Raw genomic sequence first — 21063 nt, 5'->3', positions numbered from 1 at the left:
ATATCCCACCGGCAGAAGCAGAAAAAGCTTATTATGCTTCCATCGGAAACGATGATCTGGCAGCCTGAGTTCACAGATAAAACACTCTCCAGGAAACCCGGGGCGGTTCAGGCTGAAGGAAACAGCAAAACTGTGACAAATTACCCTCAGTAGGTCAGAACAAATGTGACGAACCACCCTCAAATCTGTGACAGATAACCCTCAGACTATCCTGTCGTCATGGAAGTGATATCGCGGAAGGAAAATACGATATGAGTCGTCTGGCGGCCTTTCTTTTTCTCAATGTATGAGAGGCGCATTGGAGTTCTGCTGTTGATCTCATTAACACAGACCTGCAGGAAGCGGCGGCGGAAGTCAGGCATACGCTGGTAACTTTGAGGCAGCTGGTAACGCTCTATGATCCAGTCGATTTTCAGAGAGACGATGCCTGAGCCATCCGGCTTACGATACTGACACAGGGATTCGTATAAACGCATGGCATACGGATTGGTGATTTCTTTTGTTTCACTAAGCCGAAACTGCGTAAACCGGTTCTGTAACCCGATAAAGAAGGGAATGAGATATGGGTTGATATGTACACTGTAAAGCCCTCTGGATGGACTGTGCGCACGTTTGATAAACCAAGGAAAAGATTCATAGCCTTTTTCATCGCCGGCATCCTCTTCAGGGCGATAAAAAACCACTTCCTTCCCCGCGAAACTCTTCAATGCCTGCCGTATATCCTTACTGGCTTCCGCAGAGGTCAATCCGAATATTTCAGCATATTGGGGTTTTCGGATCTCCGGAGAAATAAGAAGAGGCAGGCATTGTTGTAGCATTAAAATCCTCAATTTTAGTAATTTTAGAAGCATCACAATTTTCAAAAACTAAAAAACTGATTAATAGCTAATAATAAAATGCTAGGTTAGCATTAAGAACAAAACAAACATTAAAGGATCGATGATGCTAAGCCAGCTTAACCTGCGTTTTCACAAAAAACTTATCGAGGCGCTGAAAACGCGTGCCGGTCGGGAAAATACTTCGGTCAACGCCCTAGCCGAACGCTTCCTCGATGACGGCCTGAAAACGGTCGCGCCCGGTGACGGGTATTTTCAGCTCATTGCCGATCCGGAGGCCACGGTCCGGCAGCTGTACCGGCATATCATTCTGGGCCAGACCTTCGGCACGTCAGCGCTCTCCCGCGACGAACTGCGCTTTGTCCTGGTTCACGTCAGGGAGGCCTTCCTGCGCGGGCATAATAGGCTGGCCACACTCCCGGCCCTGGACACGCTGCTGGACATCACTGGCAACCTGCTGGCCTGGCAGGTGGAGCACGATCGCCCTGTGGACGGTCACTACCTGAAGGGGATTTTCCGCCTGGCCGGGAAAAACTGGACAGAAGAGTTTGAAGCCTTCCGGGCAGCGCTGCGCCCCGTGGTGGATCAGATGTATGCCGAACACCTCCTGCGTCCGCTCGAGAGCGACTGTTTTGGCCTGGCGGAGGTGCCGGACGCGGTGCTGGCAGAAATCTTCACCCTGCCGCGGCTGAAAGCTGTTTTCCCGTTGATGCTGCGCGGCCTGGACTGGAACACAGAACAGGCAAGAACGCTGGCACAGGAGCTGCGCCCGGTTATTTCTGCCGTCACGGAAACCATTGAGGCCGGCACGCTGCGCCTGGAGATCCGCGTTGACGGCCAGCACCCCGGAGAACGCCCGGGGGCCTGGTACACCACACCCCGTCTGCACCTGCTGATCACCGGCCAGGACTTCGTGGTGCCGTACGGCTGGGAAGCGTTATCCGAACTGCTGGGCCTGTTCACGCTGTATGCCCGGCATCCGGAAGCCCTGACGCACGGTCACCAGGGGGAGCGAGTGATGTTCTCCCCGCCCGGAAACGTCACGCCGGAGGGCTTCTTCGGGATAGACGGCCTGCGGATTTTTATGCCGGCGGAGGCCTTTGAGACGCTGGTCCGGGAGCTCGCCACGCGGTGTCAAGAAGGCCCGCTGGCGGAGGCCCTGACCGGGCTGCGCTGCCTGTACGGAGATCTGTAATATGAAGATACTGAGGCAGCTGTGGAACCAGAAAGGGCTTGATGCGGCAGTTGAAGATGTACCTGAGGATCGATACGGTTTCGGTAATATCGCAGAAAATATATCCCGTTCCATCCTTACTCTTCCTCTGGAGGCTTCAAATGTTGTCGGAATAGAAGGTGCATGGGGATCGGGTAAAACAAGCCTCCTTAATCTGATCCTGAGAAACCTTGCCCTGAAAAAAGATGCTCACACACATGTGCTGCATATTTCTCCCTGGCTGAGTGGCGGCAGTCCGGTTGAAGCGCTCTTTCTTCCGGTTGCCACGGTTATCCAGCAGGAAATGGAAATACGCTATCCCCCGAAGGGCTTCAAAAAGCTCTGGCGTAAATATCTGTTGTCACCGGAAGCTCAAAAAGTGATTGAGTATGCTCAGGATACTTCATCGCGCGTCCTTCCACTGGTTCAATATATCGGACAGTTTTCCAGCATTATTAACTGGATAGCAGGCGGAATAAAGGTATTTTCAGACAGCCGTCTGGCTGTTGATCAGAAAACCACGACAAAGCTTCGGGCTGAAATTGCAGGACAACTGGTGAGTCTGGATCTGAAGTTCATTGTTGTCATGGATGATCTGGACCGACTGGAGCCATCCCAGGTGGCGGAAGTGTTCAGGCTTGTGCGTGCAGTAGCCGATCTGCCCCGCTTTACCCATATTCTCTGTTATGACAGGCAGATTATCACTCATGCCGTTGAACATGCGCTGAATATCGAAGATGGCAGCCGTTATCTCCAGAAAATCATTCAGCTTAGTTTTAAATTACCCCGACCTGAAGCCTTTGATTTACGTAATGAATTTCGCCAGCGGGCTGAGGCTCTATATCAGCAAATTAATAATCAACCGCCAGACTCTGGAATGGTAAGGGATCTCATCGCGGTGACTGATACCTATGGTGCCGCACTTTCGACGCCACGGGAAATCCATCAGGCCATTAATTCCCTGATTTTTCTTTATCCGGGGATGCGGGATTTTGTTTATTTCCCTGATTTGTGCCTGCTTCAGCTTATACGGGTGACAAACCCGGCTCTGTATGACTGGACAGAGCATTACCTGACAGAACGGTCCGTGATTGAAACCGGTCAGGGTATGCTTTCTGACGGAGAGAAAGCAGACTTCCGGGAGGGGCTTATCAGATGTATGAAGACGTTCAGGGCATCAAATGCAGACTCGTTTCTGACACTTGCAGACTGGATCCCAGGTATCAGTGGACATAATGATGAATATCTGAATCTTTTTGAGCCCGTCAGTGAGGATTTTCGTCATATCCAGACGACCGGTAAACGACTCAGCAGCCTGACGCACTGGCGATATTATTTTGCCTTCTCCTCACCACAGAATGTTCTGCCACCTGAATTCTTCAGACAGCTTTTTGAACAGGCTGGCGTATCGGAAAAACAGCAGCAGCTTTCTGAATTGCTGCTCTCAAAAATCAACAGTGTGGGCAGTCTGTCCGGAACCTGGTTTGAACATATACTGAGCAGACTGACTCCAGGCCTGATAAGAGAACGTAATTTCGAAGAGTGCGCAGGACTGGTTCATTTTTTCTTCGATCACACCGATGAGGTGAGCACTCGCTTCAGTATCCGTAACCCATGGTTTTCCCTGCGTGAAATGGCCATTAATGAGGTTGTACGGCATCTGCTGAAGCATATGCAGGATATTGATGAGACCAGAACGATCACGCTTATGGAAAAACTGATCGTTACGGGTGCTTCGCCGTTCTGGATAGCCGATTTTATGCGGGATCTTATCTGGGAACATGGACTTGCTCAGAATGCAGTACCTTCGCCTTCAGATGCTCTTTTCAGTCGCGATATTACGGAACGGTTGCGTGACAGGTTTGCGGAACGTATGAATCAACCAGAACTTCAGCAACAGCTTCTCCTGCGCAAGTCTCTTCTCGGGTATCTCTACGCCTGGAGAGACATGAGTTCAGGTGAAACCGTGAAGCAATGGGTCAGAGAAGTTACTACCACTGATGAAGGCCTTGTTAACCTGTTGATACGATTACAGACCAGTGTCTTCAGCTCCCACCGAGGGGCATATCGCCGGATTGCGCGTGACCAGGTCAGTCCGTTCTTTGATGACTGGCCAGCAGTCGAAGAGAAGTTGAAGGTTATGCTGTCCGGCAACGAGCTGACTCCGGAGCAGGAAGCGCTCAAAACAGCGCTGGAAAATGACGACTGACCAAAAATTAAGGCCGCTTAGCGGCCTTTTTCTTACTAAATGAAGGAGATCAGGCGCTTAATGCTTTATCCTTGTCAAAAGGAACACCGGCATACGCAAGCTCACTCAGCAGTTTGCGTTTCCATCCACCATGCTCATCAAGCTCGGTATAGAGAACCCCGGCAAGATCTGAAGGGATTTCGATATCTCCCTTCCTGAGTACAAGTACTTTCCCGCGTCCAAGCTTCCCGGCGAAATATCCGAGCTCATACAGGACATTCTGGCGTGCGCGGAGACGTGTGCTTTCAGATGCCAGAGCACTGCCGCTATCGTCGGGCGTCATCAGCACGATGGCAAAACTGACATCCCCTGACTCTGCTTCAAATTTCTCGATAATCGTCCTGGAGCCGTCAGGACGTTCTGAAAGAATGATTTCCTCAAGACCTATCCGGGATATAAAACGGGCAACAGACTGAAGGGCATCATTATCATGGCCATGAACAATAAAAATTTTTCGGGAAACCGGCCGAAACACTGCAGGCTCAGGATCGTGTTGGTTTTCCACATACAACTGGTAATCGCGCACGAACGGGGCAACTAATGACGACGTGAATTTTCGAATGGATTCAATAATGTTTCGATCATAGAAAAATGTATGACAGAAATTAAAGGAAAAATTGTTATCGTCTGCCATTTTCTCGATCAGCAGCAACTTCAGGCCCAAAATATCAGCGGGCTCATCAGGCCACTGTAGAACAGCGGAACCAGCCATGCTGGATTCAGTATCTTCACTCCTGGCCAGAAAGGTATCAAGTTCAACATTGCGGGTCAGATGTGCATTAACTGACTGCAGATTCTCTGAGTTCAAGAGCCGGGCCAATTGCTTAAGAGGTTGCTGATAGTTCTGAACGTCAGCGCGCTGAAGGTCGAATACGCAATTTTTAAGTGACTGAAAGATATCAATCGCCATCCTGTCCGCTCTCCTGTCTTTGTTGTTCTGCACTGTCCAGAATCTGTTGGCGCAGATTTTCTTTCATGTGTTCGATTAATGGACTGACCATAGGATTAGTGGCATAACCAGAAGCGCGTTCGTCCACCATGGAGTAGGCTTCCTGAATTGCGTTCTCAATGCTGCTAGGATCGTTAGCATCAAAACGAACATCATAACTTCCGTTTAAGGCCTCCGTTGCTCTCTCAACCTCTTTTAGCTGTTTCTGCATTTTGTCTAAACCTGTGATTTTGACGCCCATAACAACCTCCGGACTAAATGAGATGTACCAGCCTGTATAGATAGCACGCCGGAAGAATGGGGTAGTGGATATCAGTCAAATTCTCCGTAATTTCATTAAGTTCCGGTTTTACCTTTTTTCGGATCTTATTAGTGTAGAAGAACGATTGTTGCGGTGAGGGGATTATTGCTTAGGAAGCAAAATTCAAAACTGACTAAGCCAGAAATAGCAACAACAAGATAAGGAAATTTTCCCCCTCAGCCCCTGCATGCCGTGAGGGGGAGCAACTACCCAACTACAGTTTTCATTTTATGATACGTCTTCACTAGGTAATACCTGTGAACTGACAGAGTCTTTACGGAGTGTATGGCGGACCTAAATTTGATCCCTGAAAACTGTCAGCGCTGCGAGGACGAAGAAAGTATTACGGCTAAAGCCGTAATACCTCCCCATCCAGCTTCAAGCTATGTAGAAACTTATGTGGGTAGAGCAGTCCCGACAGGGCAGTACCGCATTGACAGGCCGTCAGGGCCGCTTACGAGCTTGTATGACAAGGGGGGCCGTCTGGATATAGCGAATTATTGTACGGTAAGCCTTTTTTGAACAGCCTTACCTATTGCTATAGAGGGGAACTCCTACGTTATACGCCGCTTTCAGGGGATTCGACCTTAATGAGACAACTCAAATATGATCGACAACTTAAACGCGATAGTTGCTGATAAAATCAATCCATTACGCGTTTCAATTGATTAAATAATGCACTTAATGTACAAAAATTCCCGATCTCAAAACTGAACCCTAAAGATACCAGGCATCTCCCCCAGGAAGCGCCCTCATGCGTTTTCCTGTTCCGCCCCTGCCACCTACCTTCTGTTTCATACTTGTTGTATTATTGTTTTTGTTTTCAATCCCCAAGGAGACGTCGCTATATGACTGTGCGGGAGACAGAGGAAAACATTGAACAAATCTTCCCTGAGCTTTCGAACTTAATTGATATTATTAATAAATGGCTTTCCCATGGAAACATTGATCCTGAACTGGCACACTTCATCATTTATCTTCTTGATTACCTAACCACCACACACAAAAGCATATAAAAAATTTCCTTGCACATCCATTTTTTTGCGAATATTATTATTCCTGCTGAATATGATTCAATATCGCACGCTACTCATCCATCCAAGGATAATGAGTACATAGGTTGAAGTTTCAACACCCCCACTACGGGGGTGTTTTTTTTACCAATAAACACAAATCACACCATCGCCATACTCTGTTTGCCAGACATCGATTGGTAAATATGCGTAACTCGCTATAATACAAAAAGAAAAATCAGAACCAGAAACCAGTTTCCAGATAAAAAACACCCTCCCGAAGGAGGGGACAGACACATTCATATTTCCCAAAACAGGAATTTTTATTTTTATGACGCATTAATGAAGTTACTTCATCTCCAGTAGATTAACTTCATTTAAAGTGGCGATCAATCATATTTATTACGACTCTAAACTATTACAACAACCACAATAAGATATCACCTCAAATATAAAAGATAATTCTTACAAAAACGTTCCTAAAACAAAAAATACAGATAAACACCAATAAAAAACAGAAAACTCTTACACATTTAAAGATGGTAAAATAATATAGAACTGTTAGTCTAATGGAGAAGGCGCATCTAATTCAGAGCAATCTATTGCGAAGAATCAGAGTAACAGGGCCCCATGATATAATCATGGGGCCCTGTTGCTTTTACAGATGTAAAAACGACCAATCATTTAACATCTGTTATCGGCACCGCCCCGGACGGGTTCGGCGCAAATATGGTATGGTACCAGCCCGGCAATTCACCTGCCGTGCAATCTGACGAAGCAGTACCGGCGTATGCAGATATATCGTCCAGACATATCTGCCGCATTCAGGCGGTGAGTAAAGCCTTCTCTCTCAAAAGAGGAGCAACAGTTATCCACAGATTCTGGGGATAACTGCGAAAAGAATATGTGCTAGGAAAGTCGGCTCCCGGGAAAAAGACCGCTGGCGGCGCAGCTGCTGGATACGAAAGCTGAGCTGAAAGGATCCCGGGAGGACGTCCGTAAACTTCAGTCCCTGGCCCGTCATGACGGGAAGGTGAAAAAGTGAATGCGGACACCTGGACCCGCCTGCAGGCCTTCCGACATGCTCTGGAGCTGACTTCCTGTGAGGCTTCTCTCACCGCCGGGTATGATCACCTGAAGGATTTCCCGGCCGGTTGCAGCGAGCTGGCCAGCCAGACGCTGACTGATTATCTGACGGAAGACGGCAGCAACCTGTACTCCTGTATTGTCGGTATGCAGTGGGATAATGGTCCTGGCAGATACGGCCACGTCATTGCCGCCCCTGCCAGGGACTATATCGACCTGACCCTTGATCAGTTTCCAGGCTATCATAACCGGATTGTGGCAGAGCCCGTTGAGTCCGGCGGACAGCTCGCGGCAGACCTCAACAGGGAGCCTGCCATCAGTACAGCTGATGGAATAGTGGCCAGCGCATCAGATAAGGTTAATTACATTACTGAACAGAAAAATCGCCAGCCAATGGTGATCATTACAGAATGTTACAAACTGATCAGAATGACGGCAAGATTTATACCAATGTGCCAGTCATCTCAACTCTTCCAGCACCAGATATTCCCTCGCTTATTTATCATTTCAGACGTTGGCTCCTGCAGTTTGTCCAGGAACACCTTAGATCGTTTAGCTACTGACTGGAAGGTGACACTGTCCGTCCTGTCGCTATAGGGCTTGATATAAACCAGGCAGGCAAGGGATCTGGTTAACACCTTTCCTTCCATAAAGTGTTTGAAGATCCAGAGATACGTATCCACAAGCTCCAGCCCTGTACTCAGTGTCCCCGACTGGAAGACCTGTGGTTCAGCTGGTATTTCCGTTACATCCATGACCGGTGTCTGCGCAGCAGTGCCTGTCATCAGGATATTCATGGAGCCAGTCTGTATGCGCCTCTGGCGTTGAAACAAACATATGAAGTGTATTTCGGATATGACTGTACGCTCAGGAAGTACGGCAGATTCCGTCAAAAATTACCTGTAAAGACAGACTTCAGAAAAAACGGTGCTCGCCGCAGACCGGTGACCGGGCGAAGCCCGCGAACCGGCGAGGAAGCGCAATGGATCTGTAATCACAGTGAGCAGGTACGCCCTGAAGCCTTCATAATCGGTAGTGTATGCTGTTTTTCCGGAATGATTTATCCACATATCCAGAGGCCCGATCCAGTAAATAGATCCATGAATGATCAATAAAGGATCCATTAAAGATCCCCATATCGCTACAAACCTTGTCACTCATGGGCCGGGACCACGTTCACATAAGCTGTGGCATGTTATGGATAAACTGTAACAGGTTCATGATAAGCTGTATTCAGTAATGCATATACTGAAGTAAGTTAATGACATAAACTATGGTCAGTACGCCAGACTCAGTTGTTAAATACAGACTGCAGGTTTTTCTTCAGTCAGTTGACGGGGTTCTGACACACGATTTTCTGTTTATTCTTTTACTGTCCACAGGCAGGAGGCTTTCTGGAAAACGAAAATTCAGACATCAAAAAACTGTTCGGCGAGGTGGATAAGTCGTCCGGTGAGCTGGTGACACTGACACCAAACAATAACAACACCGTACAACCTGTGGCGCTGATGCGTCTTGGCGTTTTTGTACCGACCCTTAAATCACTGAAGAACAGTAAAAAAAATACACTGTCACGTACTGATGCCACGGAAGAGCTGACTCGTCTTTCCCTGGCCCGTGCTGAGGGATTCGATAAGGTTGAGATCACCGGCCCCCGCCTGGATATGGATAACGATTTCAAGACCTGGGTGGGGATCATTCATTCCTTTGCCCGCCATAACGTGATTGGTGACAAAGTTGAACTGCCTTTTGTTGAGTTTGCAAAACTGTGTGGTATACCTTCAAGCCAGTCATCCCGCAGGCTGCGTGAGCGCATCAGCCCTTCCCTGAAGCGCATTGCCGGTACCGTGATCTCGTTTTCCCGTACCGATGAGAAGCACACCCGGGAATACATCACCCATCTGGTACAGTCAGCCTACTACGATACTGAGCGGGATATTGTTCAGTTACAGGCTGATCCCCGCCTGTTTGAACTGTACCAGTTTGACAGAAAAGTCCTTCTCCAGCTTAAGGCGATTAATGCCCTGAAGCGACGGGAGTCCGCCCAGGCACTCTACACCTTTATAGAGAGCCTGCCCCGGGATCCGGCACCGATATCGCTGGCGCGGCTGCGTGCACGCCTCAATCTGAAGTCTCCTGTATTTTCCCAGAACCAGACGGTCAGACGGGCAATGGAGCAGTTGCGCGAGATTGGATATCTTGATTACACGGAGATCCAGCGGGGGCGGACAAAATTCTTCTGTATTCACTACCGGCGTCCCCGGTTAAAAGCGCCGAATGATGAGAGTAAGGAAAATCCGTTGCCACCTTCACCTGCGGAAAAAGTCAGTCCGGAGATGGCGGAGAAGCTTGCCCTGCTTGAGAAACTGGGCATCACGCTGGATGACCTGGAAAAACTCTTCAAATCCCGCTGAATATAAACTGTAGTCAGTGAAGAGCGCTCCTTTACTGACTACAGCTTATATTAACTGGTGCAGTGAGTGGTCAGCTCACTGCAGTTTATATTCTTGTTCCCTGCAGTGCTGTCTGTAGCTGAACTGCCATCTGCCTGTCCCTTACGTAAGTGATCCCGTAACCTGATGCTGAAGCATTGCTCCCTTCATAAAACATGACTTACTCACTACAGCTTATATACATGCTCCAGCTTATGTTATGTCTGTTCTGCTGACCACAGCTTATATAAGGAAGCGCGTATGCCGTCACCTCAGGGGAGGCAGTGTACGCAGGATCTCCGCAGCATCCCGCCCGTCACCGGTGAAAGGCACTGCCAGCGTGGCAGCCATATCCAGCGCAAACACTCTGGTATAAACCTCCATCGAACGTGGATCCCTGTGACCGACCAGTGCCTGGATGACTTTCCGGGGCTGGCGGTGATAGAGCATGTGCATGATATAGCTGTGCCGGAAGGTATGTGGTGTGACCGGAATCGAAAAGTGTACCCCGTCAGCTTCGGCCCGTCTGACAGCCTGCTTCAGCCAGTTGCGCATGGTTTCGTCGGTCACGGCCCATAATGGTTCACGACGACGGGGCCGGGTGGTGATCATCCAGCTTTCCATCTGCCTGACATAGCTTATATCTGTCAGCGGAACCAGGCGCACTTCATCTTTTGGCGGGCGTCCGCGTCGCGCACGCACTTTTTCGGACAGGATCCGCACAAACGGTCTTACTCCATCCAGGTCAAATGATTCCGGCGTCAGCATCCGGGCTTCGCCAATACGCATTCCGGTATTCCAGAGGGTGGCGAACAGCATATGGTGACGCTGATCCGGCATATAGAAAAGAAGGGCACTCACTTCCGGGGCCAGCAGGTAGGCCGGTGTGGCCCCCGTGGAAGTGGCCATTCTTCTCAGGGAGAGCGCTGTTGCAAAATCCACCCCCGGCGCAATGGGTAACAGGGAGACGCGTTCTGGTGAATTCTGCAGGGGAATGACATTGTTCATGAGTTATTTTTCACGTAGCACACGCACTGTTTATGGATACAGGTATTCTGACCTGAACGCCCGGATCCTTCCACGACAATAAATCGCAGCACGCGGATCCTTTTGTTTGCTTATCACGCATTATTGCGGGTAAAACCAAATACGTAAAGGCGCATTTTGCCGCAGGGATCCCGTCTTAAGCCAGTCGTGGCGCGGGCTGATGGCTGGTTTGCCGTTTTTGGGAGAATTGGGGTAATGCCAGGATGAATAGGATCGGAGAACACAGAGAAAGGGAACTGAAAGGGAGAAGATGTACCACGTGAATTCCGGCCCGGGGCGTCACCGTCCCCCTGACAGTTTGACTTTACGCAGGAAGGTTGCAGACTCAGCATAGTGACTGATTTATATGCAATCCTGCCATGATTAATATAAACATAATAATGATTATGCAGAAAATTACTTTCGATAAGATGTATATAATTACGACGTTTCATATAATATTTTTCGCATAAAATAAGAAAATATATGTAACTAAAATGTATCATATCTTAGATATGAGATTTATTATATTAGTGCCTTATTCATTGCCTGATATCCTCTTTTCATAACTGCATGTACATGAACCTGACTCATGATTGCCACTCTCTTATTTTTCCTAAGTCCTGCCTCCTCTGAACTGGCGTTTCCTGCACTCAACTGATATCAAGAGAGGGTTAGCAGGCCCCAATATCAAAGCACTGATGTTATTTAATGTCGGGATTATATTTTATTCAAAGCTGATTAACTCTATGAAAGTAACGGTACTCTTATTGAAAGCATCGGAGACGGTAATGTCCATACCCGTCTGGGCGTGAAAAACTGGCTCAAAGGGCACATCAAATTGGACAGTGGTAAATTCCATAATTTCAGCCCATTTGTTGAGGTGAGTTGGTTGCATAATACCCATGATTTTGGTGTTCGTATGAACGGAATACCGGTGTAACAGGATGGTATCCGTAATATTGGAGAAGTGAAAACTGATATTTAAGGACCGTTAATTAATGGACTGTATTTGTGGGGAAATGTAGGAGTCCAGGTTGGTAATAAAGGTTATAATAATACATTAGCTATGCCAGGTGCAGAATATATATTCTGAGCGTGACTTCTCTGTAAATTAAAAATATATTTGATTTGTTTTGAATCGATTTTAATCATAAATTAAATAGCTGATAATTCCATGCTGCTTACTGATGTGACAGTATTAAGAATAGCAACAAAAAGTAAATGCAAATAGAAGAATTATAAAATATAATTTTTTAGCTATTTGTGTCATCTTCAATACACATAAAGAAATTAAAGTGTTTGACCTGAAGCAATTGCTCTCAGAATATCAATTTATTGTATATGGTAACTATCTGTTCCTTAAAGAACATACTCTTCTTTAAGTTGAATCTGTAGTAAGAAACGCCACTACGCAACTTGTCCTGGTTCTTATTGTTAACATTGTTTATGTTGATAATTTTAATATAAAGAAAAATCATCAAGTTTACGAACAAATCCAGATAAGCCTAGCCATAGAAAAAGAGAGCACTTCTTTAGGAATTTGCACGGAAGTTAACATTTTTTTTATCATAAAATACAAAGCATTATACAAGTACTTGATGTTTTGTGCTTAAGTTGAAAAGAATATTCTGATTTTCGTAATGTTGAGGGTATTCTGTAAAAGAAATAATTATCTATTTTCTCGAATTTAATTTTATTCTAGCTTTTTATTTTATCTATTATGAAAGAACTTAAAAAGATCAATAGATATATCATGTGTTTCTTTTTGGGATCTCGCTTAGCATACGCTGAAAATATTGACGGCAGCAGTAGCATTAGCAATAAGGATATCTCAGGATCATTAAATATAGGGATTAAGCAAGATGCGAATGTTAATATTAATGGCACCGTCAATATTAAAGATTATTTTTCGGTGGCTACTTGTAATGGTCAATCTAGCACCTGCCCTGCAGGTGGGTTAAATGCATCTGCAAATATTGATAAATCAGCAAGTGTTGGTGCAAGCGTTACTATTGTAGGTGATTCCTCAAAAGGGGAATTAAATATAGATGGTGGTAGCACTCTGTATACACAGCAGTTATGGGTCTCTGGGAATGATAACGACAAAACCAGTAATGTCAGTGATGACAGTAATGGTTCATTGAGTATTAACAATGGAAGCAATGTTTTTGTCGTGTCATCTCAAGCTGACACCCCATTTAAAGATAGTCAGGTGAAGTGGAACCAACAAATTATTTCTCAAGGAAATAATATAACAGATGGGACGGTTTCCTCCGGGGATTTAGTCTTGGGTAAAACAGGCAATGGCATTATTGACATAAATAACAAATCAAAACTAGATGTAAAAAATGATGTGGTTGTATCTACGGGGGTAGATGGCATTCCTAATGAAAAACCTTCGGAGATAAATATAAAAAATGGAAGTAATTTCTTAGTTCATGGGGACATGAAAGGAGGAATTTCTGCTGCAGGCAAGTTAAATTTAAATATGGATAATAGTTCCAACCTGCATGTTGATAAGAATATTGCTGTGGGTATTGGGAGCGAATCAAATATTACTGTAAGCGCGTCTAGTGGAAGCACTATATCTTCAGATGGGAATTTTACTGTAGCTACTGGAAATAATTCCAATGCTAATATAGAATTAGATGCCTCAAAACTGTCAGTGAATGGAGTCTCTACCATCGGAAGTGGAGATGGCTCCATAACTAAATTTAATATTCAGAACGGTTCTGTTGTAACAAGCAGCAGTGATATGACTTTGGCTAAAGGTAAAGGTACACAGGCTAATATAAATATATCTTCTTCGCAGTTAAATACTGGTTCGCTATCAGTTGGTGAGGGAGATAATGCTGATGTCAAAATGACAGGTGCAGGAGCTTCTGTCAGCAGTAAAAATACCTTCACTGTTGCAAAAGGTAATAATGCATCTGCAACGTTGGACTACTCTGATTCAAAAATTAATATCGGCAATGGATATATCGGGGTGGGCGAAAAATCTCATACATTACTAAAACTGGACAACTCAACTTTCCATGCCGCTGGGAATATTGATATAGGTAAAGGCAGCTCCACTATAGCTACTGTTTCTGTCGGGGCGGGTAGTAACATGTCAATAAAAGGGAATGCTAGTATTGGCGTTGGAGATCAGGCTAAAGCAAAGTTTTCAGTAAAAGATAGTGTACTGAATATAGGTAGTAGTCTGGTTCTCGGACAGGGGGATAGTACCGAAGCAGAAATGTCTGTTGAGCATTCTCAGCTTTATAGTGGTAGCCTGTTGCTTGGGACGGCTAACAATGCTGTCGTTTCTATGGATGCTAATGATGCAGGGATATCTGTAGTGGGAGATTATATAGTAGCAAAAGGTGATGGTTCAGAAGCTACGTTGATTTACAAAAACTCAGATATTAATCTTGGGAATGGTATACTAGGTGCTGGTTCCGGAGTCAAAACAGATTTATCACTGGATAACAGTAAATTTGTTGCATCTGATGGAATCATCATCGGTGAAGGTGATAATGCCATAACTAATCTTTCTATCTCTGATAACTCTGTGTTTAAAGGAGAACGTATAAATATTGGTAATGGTGCATATTCACAAAATTCTATAAGTATAACTGGAAATTCCATATTTGATTTCGGCTCGTCTCAGGAATCAACCATTGGTGAAGGTGATTACAGCCAGTCGTTAGTTACCATTAATGATGCATCAGTTTATGGTGATGGTTCATTAACTTTGGCAAAAGGTAATAATAGTTTTGCAGTACTGAATCTTCAGGATAATGCAGTAACTAATGCCAACAACATTTCACTTGCTACAGGACTGGGCAGTAAAGCAATCGTGAATGTTAGTAATATGAATTCCGGACAGTTCAATCCTGTATCTATGGGAGCAGGAGATGGTTATGCGGAAGTAAATTTTGATGGTGTTAATGGCTATACACTCTCAACTAATTTCATTTGTATGGATTCCGGTTCATGTGCAGACACTGTCATAAATGTAAAAAGAGGGACAGTTTCTCTGTCAGGAACAAATGACTGGAAAGGGCAGATAAATGTTTATGACGGAACCCGACTGGATGCAAGGGGGAATGATGCCGTTGATGGTATACTGAATGTCAGCAAAGAAGCACAGGTTGACTTTAACGGATACTCGCAGCATATGACAGGGATAGATAATAAAGGGATGATTTATCTTTCTGACGGAAGTGCTTCATCAGATGTGTATCTGGATAAAGATTATGTTGCACATGATGGTTCCGGTGTACAGTTCGGAATTTTCGGGCAGAAAGAGGCGGATGTGATGCATGTTAAAGGTGATACATCCGGGAGTTCAGGTATAGTTGTCACGACAAACAGTAAAAATAAAATAAAGAAAGGTGGCGATATTCTTCTTGTTGAGGTTAACGGGGACTCATCAGGTAGTTTTTACCTTAACTCACTGATTAAGAATGGTAAGGAATATAAGGTGACAGGTGACTACATTGATGTGGGGGCCTGGGAGTATGCGCTGAACAAGAAAAGGAAGAATTGGTATCTGAGTGTGGATATGCGTCCTGAGCCAGGTGCGTTTATAAACAATAGTAAAAGTATGTTAGATATGTTTGCTCTACAACGGTATGACATACCCGGGCAACATCGTTATCCTACATTGTTTGAAAACTTATATAACAATGGGATGTGGATTCAATTTAACAACAACTCAGGTAGTAATAGTGAGGTGTATGATAATCTCAAGACCAGTTATAGTTTAAATACTATGATGATTGGAGGGGATATATACAATTGGACTGATGGATATAACTATTCACATATCGGGATAATGGGCGGGATGGGGAGTGCCGCTAACAAAACAACGTCAACAAATAATAAAAGAGCTACCGGAAATGTAGACGGTTATACTCTTGGGCTTTATCATGTATTTCAACAAAATATCAGTGATGGACTAAATGAGTCAGAACGTCAGGGGCTGTGGACTTATTCGTCTATACAATACATGGATTATGATAACAGCGTCAGTTCAACAAATAATTTCAAGGCTGATTATGGTGTAAATGGTTTTCGCCTGACAGGTGAGGTTGGTTATCTAAAAAATATAGGTGGCATACAACCAAGCGATTTCTACGTTGAACCTAAGTTATACCTTTCGCATACTGAGTTGTCTGGAGGTGTAGTTGAAGATCTTCAGGGAGGGAAAATAACTTATCCGAATTCGCTAACTATTATTGAACCAGGAGTATTTTTCTCTTATCGAAAAACTCATGAATCGACTTCCAATGATGAAGCAATGTTTAAAGATTATATAAAACAATCTGTAGTCGATGCATGGTTTGGTGGGGGGTATTCATTTAAAACTGGAAATTATAGTCGTACTAACTTTGATTCAGATATGGTTGAATATAATACATCGGATAACTTCGTTCTTAAGAGTGGTGTTGAATTTGAATTTTTGAAGGATGCACGTCTTTTATTATCATCCTCATACTCAATAAATAATGATCGCAACTTGAGTTTTATTCTTGGTGGCAATTATTATTTTTAATCGTTACTGGTGAGGGTTAGCAATCGTCCAGCAAATTATTTGCAGGATGATTGCTATATTCTGTCATTGGTTTTTTGAGGTAATAATGGTAAGATATCATGGCGAATTTACATACTATCTTTATCAACAATCTGGACGTTACTTTTTTTGTAAGAAGCTAACGAAAAAGAGAGATACATCAAATTGTAATCATCTTCATATAATTCGAGAATTATCCTTCAATGAGGACGAGTTAGAATTAATAGATTTCAGCACAGACGGTTTGGACGCAAATGATAAAGAAATAATCAGGGGAATGATTGATGAGTTGAAAAAATAAATATGTAAAAATAGAATGTTTTATCAAATGTAACATTAATATTTTTCTTTTTTGTGCATGTATCTACCATAATCAAAGTAAATATATGTTTTGTATATTGTTGATTCGAATTAAATAATTTCCGACAGTGTATATGATCGATTATATGTTTTGGATAGGGGTTGTACTTTGGTCTACAGTAATAGTCATGTGGTTTTATGATAACAAAGTATCATGCTCTGGACTTTTTGCCTTAAGTATATTTATATTTTCAGGTGGAGTTATGATTATGTTGTTTTTAATATCTTTTTTATATGGGGTAATATCAGCGTTAGGCCTTGCGGTATGAAATTAATCATTGCGGTTGATTTATTCTCAAGTTGAACTTAAAGAAATCATGCTTATTATACTATTAAAAGACAAAAAGAAGCCATTTAACCTGGAGGAGTGATGTATAGAGTCAATCATATTATGAGAACAATAAATGAAATGAGTTCTTATACTCCGCACATGAAAGTAAACAGAATTGCTGAACGGTTGAGTAAGGTACAAAAAATATCTTTTTGCATTTCTGTTATTTCTTTTTTTCTTCTTGCCATAATTACTTTGACATATGGACCGTTTAATACAAAAAGTAACTTGAGTTTTATTAGCGCATTATCTCTTTATTTTATTAATGTCATTATGGGAGTTACATATTTATCAGTTCCTGTAATTAATACAATAAAGTATATATATAATTTTAAAGGGGAGGTGGTCAATGAATTAATATATGACATTGATAGTGATGAGCAACATATTGAAGCATTGTTACCTTATTCATTAGAAGAGTTGACATATGTGTCAAACTGTATACAGGTAAGAATTCCCAAAATAAAATCAAAATGTTTCTTATGGGGAGGCGGGAAAACAGCAATTATATCAATTTTATGCCTATCGTATTCGGCTATTTGTATCGTTAATGGAGGTAGCATAGATGGTATTTTTGTTGGAGAGACTGGTGATAAAATTATTGTCGCCATCATGCTTTTTATACTTTACACATCATTGATGAATATGTTTTTCAAACAAAAATTGCTATATTTACAAAATTTAAAAATGATAATAGATATGACTATAAAGATAAAAAGAAATTTCACATAACAGCTACTCTAAAATAAAATGACACATAGGAGACTATCTATTATTATTAATAACGAATAACATTTGTTATTGCCATTTATGGTGCTCCCGGGATCAGTTTTAACCATAAGCAAGAAAATGTTTCTTTGAACAGTTAGACATCACAAATGAGCGTCTGCCAAAAGTTGATATAGCGCTTGCGGGATGTGTTGAGATTATATAGGGAAAGAACTACGGAGAATTATTATTGCCAGGCTTTCTCCTATGAATTTTAGCCATATCAATAGACCTTTGCTCTCAGTAACGCAAAGAGAGCCTCTTTACTGATTGAAGGTAGTCAAGCGACATATGGTCACTTATTTTCTCATGTATCGCTTGACACTATCCTGAAGTTTTTTAAGTCGATTTACGTCACCCAAAATGAAAAACTCCTTTGCATGAGTGTTCATAATAATATCACAATGGTAAAGCTACATGACAGACATCTTAACTTAGTCAAGAGAGTACATAACAACTTTGCTATTACATATATTCAGGGTTGTTTGTAGTGGTTCACAAAATCAGGACACTGGAATAACCTGTTTCCACTTTTCTTCATGTAAGCAAGGCGATAAACCACCATTGTTTGTATGATGTCTATAAACGTTGTAATAACAATTTATCTACTGCTTTATATCGCGTACTGCATGACTAAAATCACCATAACCACCCTTCACAAGCCATTTACTTTTAAATCTGCGAAAGACTCTTCCCATCGGCGAATTATCCAGGTAATTCCCTCTGCGACTCATACTTTGCATCGCCTCATAACGGCAGAGTAAAATTTTGTATTTATTGCTTTTATACTGAACACCTTGATCTGAATGCAACATCAGGTGGCCATCACGCGGTTGTGTTTCCTGAGCATTATGCAAGTAAACGGCTCACCAGAACAGTATTGATATTTACTGAGCGGTCAGATCAACTTTCCAGGGTAACAGATCGCGTACCAGGTTTGCCGACCAGTCCTGGATATGTTCAATGCCGTAACGCAGCCATTTTTCCAGCTCCACATTATTCAGACGGCATGTGCCGATCAGCGAGTACAGCACCGCCGCATGTTCGCCACCACTGTCGGAACCCGTGAAGAGCGAGTTCTTCCGGCCTATGGCCACTCCCCGTAAGTCGATCTCTGCGATGTTGTTGTCGATTTCCACCCAACCATTACTGCAGTACACGTTCCGAGCATCCCGCTACTGCAGCAGGTATGCAAACGCTTTTGCCGTATCCGAGTGACGCGCCAGTGTTTTCATCTGAGTCTGTATCCAGTCGTACAGTGACTGCATCAGTGGCGCAGCTCTGGCTTTTCTTGCCGCCAGACGCTGTTCTGCTGAACAGCCCCGGACCGCAACCTCGATGGCATACAGTTCACTGATACGCTGCAGGGCTTCCGTGGTGACGTCGGTTGGCGCTCTTGCATGCACATCGTGGATTTTTCCCCGAACATGTGCCATACACGCGGCTTCCGTTATTCTGCCTGATTCGTATAACGCCCGGTAGCCACCGTAAGCATCGGCTTGAAACACACCGCTGTAACCGGCCAGGTGATTTTGTGAATGGATACCTTTCCAGCCGGACTGTACGCGAACCAAACCGCCGGGGGCATCTCCGAGCCGGCATCACGGTCATCACGGACGTAGCACCACTGCCGGACGGTTCGAGTTTTACCGGCCATCAGCACATACTGGCGCAGTATGTTATACAGCAGCTCCAGTAGTTCGCAACGGAACAGATCCAGCGTGGCACGCCTCAGCTACACGCCCTGGCGACGGTATATTTCTGACTCGCGGTATAACGGCAGATGGTCTGCATATTTCCCGGTGACTACATGGGCCTAAAGCCCCGGTCCGGCATAACTGCTGAAGGCTCAGGTGTCTGCACGATATAGTTGCACCGGCAACAGGCCTGTTTCGGGCGTTGTGTTTCGATAACCTTAAAGGTGCAGCTGATAAACTCTAGCAGCTCTGACACATTACCCCCCAGAGGGCTGAGCTCACCACCACAGGCCGGGCAGCATTCCTCTTCCGACCGGATGACCCTGGCTTCATAGGGAAGTGAGGCTGGTAACGATTTACGGGCTGAAGACTGGCGCAGGGAAGATGGCAGTGCCGGGTCATATTGCTCACCAGTGTTTCTGCCATTTCCTCCTGAAGTGCGCTGATTCGCTCCTGTGCTTCCTGTATTTACCGTTCGATTTTTGCGCGAAGTTTTTCTGAGCTTTTACCGAACTGCATGCGCTGCAGTTTTGCAACCAGCGCCTTCAGCCGGTTGATTTCGGAAGTATAAGTCGCCACCTGCGATGAGAGCAGGCGGTTGTATTCATCCATCTGGCAGATGGTGTCCTGTTGCTTCTTCAACCGTGCCAGCCACTGGCCTGCATCAACACCACTCTGGCGCAACGTCTGGCTGATTGCCCGGCTTCGTAATTCAATTCTTTGTACATAAACAGGACGTTTCACCTGCGCGCAATAAACGGTACGGTGAACACCGAATAAATAACAAAGAATCCGCACTGGCCGCTTTGCCTTCAGCCGTGTGCTTAGTCCGACAAGTTTTGAGCATGCATTGAGAAAAACTCCGTTCCGTATGCCTTCATGAGTCTAATCCATTGAAATCAGCGATAGCTGTGATGAACTGTTAGTGCTAAAACAGCACTACAATTTAATCTATACAACAATTAGGCGTACAATTTATTTTATGTTAAATGATGTTCATTTAATGACCAGAATTTCGATCTTATGCATGTATTATGTATCCGCTTACTTAATGTTCAATTATTTGGATATTAGATGTTTTAAGGTCATGCTCGATGTGGGAAGTAAGACAAAAACTAGACTGGCCCCATGAATCTCCAGACAACCAATATCACTTAAATAAGTGATAGTCTTAATACTAGTTTTTAGACTAGTCATTGGAGAGCAGATGATTGATGTCTTAGGACCGGAGAAACGCAGA

Annotated in this window: 11 protein-coding genes and 4 pseudogenes; 7 read left to right on the top strand and 8 right to left on the bottom strand. The window is 44.2% G+C overall.

The window, feature by feature from the left end:
- Positions 1-206: 206 nt before the first annotated feature.
- Complete coding sequence (gene repE / locus ACJHW7_RS24175; RefSeq protein WP_001764088.1) at positions 207-818, bottom strand: replication initiation protein RepE; 612 nt, start codon at positions 816-818, stop codon at positions 207-209.
- 124 nt (positions 819-942) lie between these two features.
- Between repE and pifC the strand changes: the two genes are divergently transcribed.
- Positions 943-2031, top strand: a complete 1089-nt coding sequence (pifC, locus tag ACJHW7_RS24170; RefSeq protein ID WP_000952217.1) for a transcriptional repressor PifC — start codon at positions 943-945, stop codon at positions 2029-2031.
- Between the two features lies 1 nt (position 2032).
- Positions 2033-4258 (top strand): P-loop NTPase fold protein, encoded by a 2226-nt coding sequence (locus ACJHW7_RS24165; protein WP_000698737.1) that lies wholly within the window; start codon positions 2033-2035, stop codon positions 4256-4258.
- A gap of 49 nt (positions 4259-4307) precedes the next feature.
- On the opposite strand, the gene ACJHW7_RS24160 is transcribed toward ACJHW7_RS24165, so the two are convergent.
- Complete coding sequence (locus ACJHW7_RS24160; protein WP_000963206.1) at positions 4308-5207, bottom strand: TIR domain-containing protein; 900 nt, start codon at positions 5205-5207, stop codon at positions 4308-4310.
- On the bottom strand, positions 5197-5487 hold the full coding sequence (locus ACJHW7_RS24155) for a hypothetical protein (protein WP_000538310.1): 291 nt from the start codon (positions 5485-5487) through the stop codon (positions 5197-5199). The genes ACJHW7_RS24160 and ACJHW7_RS24155 overlap by 11 nt, the downstream gene beginning before the upstream one ends.
- Positions 5488-7601: 2114 nt before the next feature.
- On the opposite strand from ACJHW7_RS24155, the gene ACJHW7_RS24150 reads away from it, so the two are divergent.
- Both ACJHW7_RS24150 and ACJHW7_RS24145 read left to right on the top strand, forming a co-directional pair.
- Positions 7602-8243 carry a hypothetical protein gene (locus ACJHW7_RS24150; RefSeq protein ID WP_000990665.1) on the top strand — a complete coding sequence of 214 codons (642 nt, stop codon included), beginning with the start codon at positions 7602-7604 and terminating at the stop codon, positions 8241-8243.
- Between the two features lie 839 nt (positions 8244-9082).
- On the top strand, positions 9083-10060 hold the full coding sequence (locus tag ACJHW7_RS24145; RefSeq protein ID WP_000361610.1) for a RepB family plasmid replication initiator protein: 978 nt from the start codon (positions 9083-9085) through the stop codon (positions 10058-10060).
- A gap of 285 nt (positions 10061-10345) precedes the next feature.
- Here ACJHW7_RS24145 and ACJHW7_RS24140 read toward each other — a convergent pair whose 3' ends face one another.
- Together ACJHW7_RS24140 and ACJHW7_RS24135 are read right to left on the bottom strand one after the other, a co-directional pair.
- The gene (locus ACJHW7_RS24140; RefSeq protein WP_001603634.1) at positions 10346-11086 is read right to left on the bottom strand and encodes a tyrosine-type recombinase/integrase; all 741 of its coding nucleotides are present in this window, start codon (positions 11084-11086) and stop codon (positions 10346-10348) included.
- A gap of 120 nt (positions 11087-11206) precedes the next feature.
- Positions 11207-11377: a hypothetical protein gene (locus tag ACJHW7_RS24135; RefSeq protein WP_063355130.1), complete on the bottom strand. Its 171-nt coding sequence runs from the start codon at positions 11375-11377 to the stop codon at positions 11207-11209.
- Between the two features lie 478 nt (positions 11378-11855).
- On the opposite strand from ACJHW7_RS24135, the pseudogene ACJHW7_RS24130 reads away from it, so the two are divergent.
- The 3 genes and pseudogenes from ACJHW7_RS24130 to ACJHW7_RS24120 form a co-directional block, all read left to right on the top strand.
- Positions 11856-12200 (top strand): annotated as a pseudogene (locus tag ACJHW7_RS24130) (autotransporter outer membrane beta-barrel domain-containing protein); the annotation flags it as partial.
- A 627-nt stretch (positions 12201-12827) separates the two neighbouring features.
- Positions 12828-16649, top strand: a complete 3822-nt coding sequence (locus ACJHW7_RS24125; RefSeq protein WP_410233582.1) for an autotransporter outer membrane beta-barrel domain-containing protein — start codon at positions 12828-12830, stop codon at positions 16647-16649.
- Between the two features lie 748 nt (positions 16650-17397).
- Positions 17398-18090, top strand: coding sequence for a hypothetical protein (locus ACJHW7_RS24120; RefSeq protein ID WP_020219205.1), 693 nt, complete (start codon positions 17398-17400; stop codon positions 18088-18090).
- Positions 18091-18629: 539 nt separating this feature from the next.
- On the opposite strand, the pseudogene ACJHW7_RS24115 reads toward ACJHW7_RS24120, so the two are convergent.
- The 3 pseudogenes from ACJHW7_RS24115 to ACJHW7_RS24105 all read right to left on the bottom strand — a co-directional run.
- Positions 18630-18983, bottom strand: a pseudogene (locus ACJHW7_RS24115) (IS3 family transposase); the annotation flags it as partial.
- Positions 18984-19013: 30 nt separating this feature from the next.
- A pseudogene (gene tnpC, locus ACJHW7_RS24110) lies at positions 19014-20474 on the bottom strand (IS66 family transposase).
- Positions 20466-20657 (bottom strand): annotated as a pseudogene (locus ACJHW7_RS24105) (IS3 family transposase); the annotation flags it as partial. The pseudogenes tnpC and ACJHW7_RS24105, both read right to left, overlap by 9 nt.
- Between the last annotated feature and the right edge of the window lie 406 nt (positions 20658-21063).

This window comes from Escherichia sp. WS1152, from assembly GCF_046487665.1.
In the GTDB taxonomy this organism is placed as follows: domain Bacteria; phylum Pseudomonadota; class Gammaproteobacteria; order Enterobacterales; family Enterobacteriaceae; genus Escherichia; species Escherichia coli.
The sequence above is the reverse complement of the archived record's forward strand: the minus strand, read 5'-3'. Positions and strand labels throughout refer to the sequence as shown.